Below are 8726 nucleotides of genomic sequence, written 5' to 3'. Positions count from 1 at the left end.
CTCGTCGGCGCTGTCGGGCCCCACCGTGGCCACGACCACCTCGATGTTGTCCCCGCCAGGCCCCTCCTTCAGCCGCATGGCCTCTTCCAGCGTGAAGTTGTCCCACTCGTTCAGGTCGTGCACCAGGAAGTCGGGGTCGATATCGCGGTTGTCACCGCGCATCTCGAAGTCCTCGTCCAGCGAAGCCACCTGCTTGATCGTCACCAGTATCTTCATAGCGTCTCCATCGTCATCAGCGGTGCTGATTGTTCGGCTCTCGGCGGAGCCTCGGTATGCGCGGCGGCGGGCACGCCGGCCAGCCGCGCGAAATGACTGAATATGCGGAAGCGAACCTGCGTGTCGGGGTCGTCCCGCATGCGCCAGCGGTCCGCATCCGTGAAATTGGGGTGATCGAGCACCATCGCCCGGTGCAGCGCATAGCCATCCTGACGCAAGGCGAGCAGCACGCCGCGCGGTGCGGCGCGGTTCAGGATCACTGCCCGGCGCACGTCCGGACTCTCGTGCGCCGCCAGCCTGGAAAGCTGCGCAGGCGATGTGGCGGCATTGCGCGCCACGCCCGCCAGCACGTCCACGCTGGCGCTGCGCGCGAGCCGGCGCAGCAGCGGCGGCGCCAGTTCGTCGCGGTAGACCACGCCCGCCTGGACCCAGTCCTCAGGGTCTGCGCCAAGCCGCTCAAGTACGGCAGCGGGACAGGCTGGATGCCGGGCGGCGGCGCGCCGTACTTCGGCATGAGCGTCCGCAGCGGCAATCGCCAGGAGCGCCGGCGGGCAAGCCGCATTGCGGGCCACCGTGCGGCGCACCCAGGAATCGGTGTCCTCCTGCAGCCAGCCGGCCATTCTTGCCGACAGGTCCGCCCGCGCCGCCACCGCGCGGCGCACGCCGGCCTCGGCATCGAAGCAAAGCGTCAGCAGCGCTTGCGCGGGCACGGCGGCATGGGCGGCGGCCGCGCGCCGCACGGTCGGGTCGGCATCGGCCGCCAGTTGCCGCAGTAGCGCCACCGGCGCGCGCGGATGCCGCGCCCCGCAGCGCCGTTCCAGCACGGTCTCGGGCACGGCCTCCAGCAAGCGGCCAGGGCAATGCGGATGCAGCAAGACCTGGGCGCGCACGGCCGGCTCGTCTACCGCCGCCGCCCACAGGGACAGCAACGTATCCGCGGCGGTGGCCAGGTTGATGGCAAGCAGGCGGTGCAGCACCGGCAGGTGGCGCCGCTCCAGCGCCGCCAGCACATCGGCAGCGGTACCCGTGTTCTCGCACAGTGCCCGCAGAATCTCGACCTGCGCGGTGCCTTCGGCCATCTGCGCCAGCACGCCGCGCGGCATGTTCGTATGCCTGGCCAGCAGCAGGCGCAGGCGCTCGCCCCCGCCGCCGCGCCAGAGCGTCACCAGCGCCTGCGCGGGAGCGGCCGGATTGYGCGCCAGGCGCAAGCCGACCGCAGCATCGTCGCGGGCGATCGTGGCAAGCCGCGCCAGTACCGCTGGCGCAAGGAATCCCGCCGACGCCAACAGCAAACGGTCCTGGCGGGCATCGAACAGGCGCGGCAGCAAGCACGCCTGGTGTGCCGGCAACGCGTGCGGATAGAGCGCAGCGGCCGCGTAAGGCTCCGCGTCTTCCTGCGCACGCCGCAGCAGCTCGTTCCAGTGCCGGCCCGAGAATCGCATCTCCGCCCCCGCCCTAAGCTTCCACCAGGCCGATAGCGGCATGGCTGGCCGGGGCGGCCTCAGCCGGCTCAGCCAGGGCGTCGCGGATCAACTCGATCAACTCGCGCACCACGAACTTGCCTTCGTAACCGCTGGTCTTCAGGGCGTCCTCGAACATGGTCAGGTCCTTCGGACAGCACACCACGAAGACTTCCAGCCCTTCGATGCCGGCGGCCTCGCGCATGCGGTTCTGCGACGGCTTTTCCACGCCGACCGGGTCGGGCATCCAGATGCGGCCGCCACCGGCGCCGCAACAGAAGGAGTTGTCGCCATGGCGCGGCATTTCCACCAGTTCGCAGCCGATCTGCTTCAGGATGTCACGCGGCGCGCCATAGCCCTTGTTGAAGCGACCAAGGTGACAAGGATCGTGCAGGGTCACGCGCAGGCGCTGCGGCTGGCGCACCTTGATCTGGCCCTGCTCCAGCATGCGCTGCACGTAGCTGGTGTAGTGCTCGATCTCATAAGTGCCCCCAAAATCCGGGTATTCGTTGCGGATGGTGTTGTACGAATGCGGGTCGGTGGTAACGATGCGTTTGAATTGCGCGGTGCCCAGGGTCACGATATTGGTCTCGGCCAGCAGTTCGTAAAGGCCTTCCTCGCCAACGCGGCGCACATCGTTGCCCGCATTCGACTCGCCCTCGAACAGCAGGCCGAACTTCACGCCGGCATCGTGCAGCAATGTGGCGAACGCCTGACTGACTTTCTGGTTGCGCGGATCGAACGAGGCATAGTCGCCCACGAACCACAGCAGATCCACCGGTTCCTTGCGCGCGTCCTTGATCTCGAACGGCAGCGTTTTGGTCCAGGCCGCGCGCTTGCGCTTGGATTCCCCGAAGGAGTTGCCGGTCTTGTGGATCGTCTGCAGGGTCTTCTGCAGTTGCGGCTCCATATCGCCGTCTTCCACCAGCTTGCGGCGCATCTGGACGATGATGGGCACGTGTTCGATCGCCACCGGACAGATCTCCACGCAGGCCATGCAGGTGCGGCAGGACCACAAGGTCTCCATGAACACCTGGCCGCCGTCCTTGCCGTGCGGGCTCAGCTTGACCTCGTCCGGCAGGGCTTGCTTCTGCAGCGCATCGTTGGCGAACTCGCGCAACGAGAGGATCACGTCGCGCGGAGACAGCGGCGCGCCAGACGCTTGCGCCGGACAGGCCTCGTGGCAGCGGCCGCACTTGGTGCAGGCATCCAGGTTGAGCAGGTGCTTCCAGGTGAAATCGGTGATCGTGCCGTAGCCGACCTTGTCCCCGGTGGCCGCCTGGCGCGGCAGGCGCTGCGCAGCCAGCGGATCCCGCAGCATCAGCGAACCGGCGGCGGTGAAAATGTGCTTGACCTTGGTGAAGGGGATCAGCGCGATCAGCGTCAGCGCCAGCAGGCCGTGGAACCACCACAAGCCGGAGCGCAAGACGCCTGCCGCCCCGGCGCCGACGCCCACGGTGCGCATCGCCTCGGCCAGCGCGGCGCCGAACGGCGACCACCAGCGCAACGCCCACACCTCGGGTCTTTCCTGCAGCCAGACCAGCCGCGCGGCTTCGAGCACGTAGCCGGTCACGCCGATGATGATCAGGGCCCACAGGAAGGCCCAGTCCTCGCGGCGGTAGCCGCTGCGGTCATAGCCCGGCTCTCCCGGCTTGCGGTCCGGCCGGGTGTAGTCGAGCTTGGGCGGCTTGATCCAGCCGCGCCGGATCATCATGTAGACCAGCCCGGCGATCATGGCCACGCCGGCGCAGTCGAGCACCAGCGAGAACCACAGGTAGAACTTGCCGTGCCAGAAGCGCAGGCCAAGCAGCTTGCCGGTGATGTCGTATTCCAGCGTGATCGTGGCGGTGCCGATAAACAGCAGCGCGAAGCCGTAGAAGATCAGCCGGTGCGCACGGCCGGCGGCGGGATCCCGCCGGGCGATGGTGCGGTGGCTGGCAACGGTGCGGCACATCTGCATGAAGCGCTTGCCGATTTCCAGCGGCGTGCCCAGCGGCTGGCCGCGCCGGTACTTGCGGATCTGCACGTAGGTGCCGTAGCAGAACACGCCGATGGCAGCGAAGCCCACCAGGTAGAACAGCACGATGGCAGGTGACGAGAATCCTTCAAACAGGACGCGGGTGACCTGGAGCGGGTCGAACTTGTCTGCGGCTGGCATGGCGGCTTCCGTCTGTGTGGATGCGGGGGCGCGAAGCGTCCGGCGGGAACGGCCTGCGTGGCCGTTCCCTGCCCGGATCAGATCTTGTAGATGATCTCGAACGTGCCTTCCTTCTTGTGCGGCACGCCCCAGACCGGCACCTCGCGGCGGTAAGGCAGCGGGATCTGCGCGTCCGCCTCCTCGATCTCGCGGGCCAGGCGCTGGCCGCCGAAGGTGGCATCCGCGATCAGCCGCGGCGCTTCCGCATCGCCGATCAGGTACACGCCCTTGATGCCGACGCTTTCCCAGCGGTCCTCCGCCGCTTTCAACTGGCGGTGCAGCGTATCGTTGGAGCGGCGGCCGGTCACCAGCACCAGCGAGTCGAACTCCAGCCAGCGATGGCTCTTGTTCTCGTCGCGCGGCGACTTGCCGGGGCCGCGGTAGGTACGACGCGATCCGTCGCCCCAGATGTTGTAGATCTCCAGCCGGCCCGGCTCGATGCGGCTGCAGAAATGGTCGCCCATCTCCTTGACCTTGAGCTCGTGCAGGCGCCGCATCATGTTGGGATATTCCAGCGTGAAGTGCATGTAATTGGCCAGGTGCACGCCGCTGACGATGGTCACCTCATGCCCGGCCGTGGCCAGCTTCTCGGCCAGGCTCGGCGCCATGAAGTAGGTGTCGGCGTTGAGGATCACCACCCGCTTGCCGATCGCCTTCTTACCGGCGATCACCTGCTCCGGCGTCAGCTGGTCGTCGCGCGAGGCGTCCGCGCCCGGGATCGGGTCGTGGGTCAGGCAGTTGGTGCCGTCGGTGACCCAGTGCGAGCCGGTGGCGATCACCACCTTCTCGGCGCCGTATTCCAGGATGGCGTTGGCCGTCAGCGCCTTCTGCCCCAGCGCAAGCTGGCTCTGCTTGTTCTTCTTCAGCAGCTTGTTGATCTGGGTTTCGCGGTAGTCGCGGTGATAGCCCCACTCGCCCAGGCCAGGCAGCGTGATGATCTGGTTCAGGTGGCCGCCGATCTTCTCGGCCTGGTCCACCAGGTGGACCGTATGGCCGCGCTCCATCAGCACGCGCGCGCATTCCGAACCGGCCGGGCCGGCGCCGACCACCAGCACCGCGTCGTCGGACTTCCTCCTGGCAAACCTCTCCGGGTGCCAGCCGCGGCGGTATTCCTCGCCGGCGGTGGCGTTCTGCGTGCAGATCATCGGCGGGCCGCCGATTTCCCAGCGCGAGATGCAGACGTTGCAGCCGATGCAGACGCGGATGTCATCGATGCGCCCTTCCTCGATCTTCTTCGGCAGGAACGGATCGGCAATCGACGGACGCGCCGCGCCGATAATGTCGGCGATGCCCTTGGTCACGATCTCGGTCATCTTCTCGGGATCGGTAAAGCGCCCCACGCCCAGCACGGGCTTTTTCGACACCTGCTTGATAAAGCGCGTCCAGGGGATCTGGTGGCCTTGCAGGTTGAAGCGCGAGGGGCCGGCGTCCTCGCCCCACTCGGCGATATCCCCCACATCCACGTCCCACAGGTCCAGCAGCGAATCCGCCATCTCGACGAACTTCATGCCGTCCTGCTCCACCTCGATGCCCGCGCAGCCGTACAGCGAGTCCACCGCGAAGCGCGTGGCGATGGCGCAGTCGTCGCCCACGGCGCGGCGCACCTTCTCCAGCGTCTCCAGCCAGAAGCGGGCACGGTTCTCCAGCGAGCCGCCGTACTTGTCGGTGCGCTTGTTGTAGTACGGCGAGAGGAACTGCAGCGGCAAGTAGGAGTGCGCGCCATACACGTAGACGATATCGAAACCCGCGTCACGGGCCCGGTAGGCGGCGTCGACGTAGTACTGCTGCACCTGCGCGATATCGCGCAGATCCATCTCCTTGCAGTAGGTCAGCGTTTCGAATTCCGACGCGTACTGGCTCGGGCCGCGCGGCGTGGCCCGGCTTTCCATGCAGGGCGCGTGCGCGCCGCCATACCACATCTCGATGCCGGCCAGCGCGCCGTACTTATGCACCTCGTCGGTCATCGCGCGCAGGTTGCGCACGTCGCCCTCGTCCCAGATCCGCGCCGACAGCCGGTGCGTGTCGTCGGACTCCGGGTGGATGGAGCAGTATTCCGTATTCAGCGCGGCCCAGCCCCCTTCGGCCTTCAGCGAACGGTGCGCGGCCTGGAAGCCGGGCAGCGTGGACCCGGCGCCGATGCAATGAGGCACCTGGTAGAACCGGTTGCGCAATGTCTTGGGACCGATCTGGATCGGTTCGAACAGGATGTCGTAGCGTGGGTCGCGGGCCATTTTTTGTCTCCAGCCGGTTTGTAAGGCGATCGCGCAAGGCGTCGCAAGCAGTGCGGAGCGCGCTGGCTCCGCATTGAATCTTCTGTGGGTGCCGATCTTGTTGTGTCTTCGCCGCGCTTACCCCGGGGCGGTACCCGCGCCGAGGGTGYGGCCGTCGTCGTGCCGCGCCAGCCAGTCGATCGCGGCCTGCCGGTAGCGCGTGATGCCTTTGTAGTCGACCAGTTCGTCCGGCAGCGTGCGCAGCACGCGGTGCAGGCGCGCCGCCCACCTGGGGACCGTGGCCAGTTCCTGCAAGCTGATCAGGTAGCAACGCACGCCAAAGCCGATGGCATTGCTGCGGGGCAGCCGGAACAGCGTCTGCAGTTCCACCCGCAGGTGCACCAGTTCGCCCGCGGTCTCGCGAGTGACCGAGGCCCGGTCCGCGCCCCACTCCGGATAGCGCTCCGGCGAGGTGTCCAGGCGCGGGTGAATGGTCATGGTCCAGTTCAGCCGGCGCACCGGCGCGCCTGCGCGCAGGTGCAGCAGATACTTCAAGGCGCGGTCGAAGATGCCCAGTTCGTGCGCCAGCGGCACGGGTCCGTGCCACTCGCTGAAACTCATGCCGAGATCGAAATCCAACGACCAGTCGGCCTGCGTGGTGACCATGCCGGCGTCCATGAACAGGTTGTCCTGGCGTTGATCCATCAACACCCAGTCACCCTGGTTCTGGCGGGCAATGTATTCCAGCGGCGGATACGGCAACGTCGCGGCGTCGCCAAAGACAAAGTCCTGGCGCAGGCCCAGCAGGCGGTTCTCCCAGGTCCAGCGCGTACCGTCGCGCCGCAGCGTGAAGTGCGCGGGATAGCTGGCCGCCAGCGACTCCATCATCAGCTCCAGCGTGTCCCACTCCGCCTGCATCATGTGCGGCAAGGCCATGCAGCGGCCCGGGTCCTGCGCAAGCACCAGGGCCCGTTCGCGGCATTCGCCGATGTAGTGCTCGTCGACGTCGAAGGGATGTTCGGTCACGCTGCCGGCCGGGCCGGCAGCATGCGGTTCGATGTTGACCGAGTACATGTACCGGTCTTCGTGGAACGGAAACGGAAAGCGCTGGATCGCGGCCGGGCTGTTGGCATAAGCAAAGTTGCCGCGGAAAGTCTCGTCTTGCTTGAACGTGGTGTGCATCGCGCCTCCTAGATCGCCAGCACCAGGCGCTGGCAGTTCGCCCGGGAGACGCAGGGCATCAGCTTGCGGCCGCTTGCCCTTTCCTCGATGGAAAGATAGTGATCGTGGTGGACCAGTTCCCCGTCGTTCTCCAGCACCTCCAGCTCACACTGGCCGCAGGCGCCGCCGCGGCACAGGTAGGACGCCTTGACGCCGGCCGCCTCGATCGCTTCGAGCAGGCTGGTCTCCGCGCCTACCTGGACGGTGATGCCGCTGCGCGCGAGCACTGCCTCGAATGGCGCGCCCGCCGGTGGAGCCAGGAACTGCTCCCAGTGCACGTGGCTGTCCGGCCATCCCGCCGCGCGTGCCGCCTGGCGCACCGCCTCGATCATGCCGGCGGGGCCGCAGACATAAACATCGGTGCCTAGCGGCTGGCCTGCCAGCACTTTGGCGAAGTGCAGCGGCTGGCCGGCGTCCTCCACATAGAGATGCAGCCGCTCGCCCGCCAGCCGAAGCAGCTCGGTGGCAAAGCCGGCGTGTTCCTGGCTGCGCACGGCGTAGTGCAGTTCGTACGGCGTTCCCAGCCGCTGCAATTCCGGCAACTGCGAGAAGAACGGCGTGATGCCGATGCCGCCGGCAATCAGGATGTGTTTCCGGCGCGTCTTGAGCAGCGGGAAGAGATTGACCGGGGCGCGCACGCGCAGGAGCGAGCCTTCCTTCACGTGCTCATGCATGAAACGCGAACCGCCCCGCCCTTCGTCGACGCGGCGCACGCCGATCTGGTACTGGCCGGTTTCCCACGGCGAACTCATCAGGGAATACGGGTTGCGGTGCAGGCGGTCCTCGCCCTGCATCTCGACCACGATATGGCTGCCCCCCGAAAAGGCGGGAAGAGCTTCCCCATCGGCGTGGCACAGCGTGAAGCGTTTGACCAGCGGCGTCACCGCCTCGATCCGCGTCACGCGTACCGGTATGCTTTCTTGCGGTTTCATGCTGCCCCCGGCGTTTCCGCATCGGCCATCACGCCCATGAAGGCGGCAAGCCGGCGGGAATAGTGATCGCGCACCAGCAGCTTGCGGCCGCAGCCCGCGCAGGGCGCGATGCCGCCGGACACGGCTGCGTTGCAGGTGCGGCAATGTACGCAGTAGACCCGCCGCGCGCCGGGCGCCACGCATTCGCATTGCATCTCGGCGGAATCCAGGCCATGCAGTTCCGCCACCCGGCTCACCTCGGCGAGGAAATCCTCGTCGCCGGCGGCGTAGAAGCGCAGGCCCATCGGCAACGAGGCCAGTGCATCGCCCAGTTGCTCGAGCAGCGCCGCGGTGGACGCCGCGACCGTCACATCGGCGCTGCTTGCCCGCACCGCCTGCGTGAGGTCGGCGCCCGCCTCGGCCGCGTACAGCACCTTGCACGCCCTGGCCGCGCCGGCCAGGCGACGCAGCGCGTCGCCACCCGCGCCCCGGGCCACGGCCAGGTGCACCT

Annotated in this window: 6 protein-coding genes and 1 pseudogene; all 7 read right to left on the bottom strand. The window is 67.5% G+C overall.

Translation table 11 applies throughout. The features are described from left to right. A pseudogene (locus AC1DKD_RS35640) lies at positions 1-216 on the bottom strand (electron transfer flavoprotein subunit beta); the annotation flags it as partial. Then, positions 213-1658, bottom strand: coding sequence for a hypothetical protein (locus AC1DKD_RS35635; protein WP_477144332.1), 1446 nt, complete (start codon positions 1656-1658; stop codon positions 213-215). The gene AC1DKD_RS35635 and the pseudogene AC1DKD_RS35640, both read right to left, overlap by 4 nt. A gap of 13 nt (positions 1659-1671) precedes the next feature. Continuing rightward, positions 1672-3834, bottom strand: coding sequence for a (Fe-S)-binding protein (locus tag AC1DKD_RS35630; RefSeq protein WP_477111410.1), 2163 nt, complete (start codon positions 3832-3834; stop codon positions 1672-1674). 77 nt (positions 3835-3911) lie between these two features. Next, on the bottom strand, positions 3912-6104 hold the full coding sequence (locus AC1DKD_RS35625; protein WP_441631290.1) for an oxidoreductase: 2193 nt from the start codon (positions 6102-6104) through the stop codon (positions 3912-3914). A gap of 117 nt (positions 6105-6221) precedes the next feature. Then, a complete protein-coding gene (locus tag AC1DKD_RS35620) occupies positions 6222-7265 on the bottom strand; it encodes a heme-dependent oxidative N-demethylase family protein (protein ID WP_477144331.1) in 1044 nt (347 codons plus the stop codon). An 8-nt stretch (positions 7266-7273) separates the two neighbouring features. Next, positions 7274-8236: a PDR/VanB family oxidoreductase gene (locus AC1DKD_RS35615; protein ID WP_441631286.1), complete on the bottom strand. Its 963-nt coding sequence runs from the start codon at positions 8234-8236 to the stop codon at positions 7274-7276. Continuing rightward, positions 8233-8726: dimethylamine monooxygenase subunit DmmA family protein (locus AC1DKD_RS35610; RefSeq protein WP_477144330.1), on the bottom strand; the 494-nt coding region annotated here is incomplete at its 5' end. The genes AC1DKD_RS35610 and AC1DKD_RS35615, both read right to left, overlap by 4 nt.

The sequence above is a fragment of the Cupriavidus sp. 05T313 genome (genome assembly GCF_056396665.1).
The sequence above is the reverse complement of the archived record's forward strand: the minus strand, read 5'-3'. Positions and strand labels throughout refer to the sequence as shown.

Excerpts from the sequence above, each read along its gene's own strand:
- AC1DKD_RS35630 (WP_477111410.1), bottom strand. The coding sequence starts at position 3,834 with ATGCCAGCCGCAGACAAGTTCGACCCGCTCCAGGTCACCCGCGTCCTG.
- AC1DKD_RS35625 (WP_441631290.1), bottom strand. The coding sequence starts at position 6,104 with ATGGCCCGCGACCCACGCTACGACATCCTGTTCGAACCGATCCAGATC.
- AC1DKD_RS35615 (WP_441631286.1), bottom strand. The coding sequence starts at position 8,236 with ATGAAACCGCAAGAAAGCATACCGGTACGCGTGACGCGGATCGAGGCG.